The sequence below is a fragment of the Halioglobus sp. HI00S01 genome (assembly GCF_001635445.1).
Classification (GTDB): Bacteria; Pseudomonadota; Gammaproteobacteria; order Pseudomonadales; family Halieaceae; genus Halioglobus; species Halioglobus japonicus.
In genome coordinates, this window is sequence record NZ_LWEE01000212.1 from 1 (window position 1) to 224 (window position 224).

Below are 224 nucleotides of genomic sequence, written 5' to 3' on the forward strand. Positions count from 1 at the left end.
GTAGCTCTGCCTTGGCCTGCTCGGTCATGGGTAATCCTGCCCGTGCATAAATGGCTTCCACCATGCCCAGATCATCGGCCATGAACTCGTGGAAGAGCACATCGATACTGCGCTGTGGATCGAGGGCCGGACGATCCTGCATACAGGCCCTCGATCCACAGCGCAGTATCGATGTGCTCTTCCACGAGTTCATGGCCGATGATCTGGGCATGGTGGAAGCCATT

The 224-nt window shown here is 57.1% G+C and carries 1 pseudogene; it reads right to left on the reverse strand.

What is annotated here, in order from left to right:
- Window positions 1-211: pseudogene (locus A3709_RS23405) on the reverse strand (sulfotransferase); the annotation flags it as partial.
- Between the last annotated feature and the right edge of the window lie 13 nt (window positions 212-224).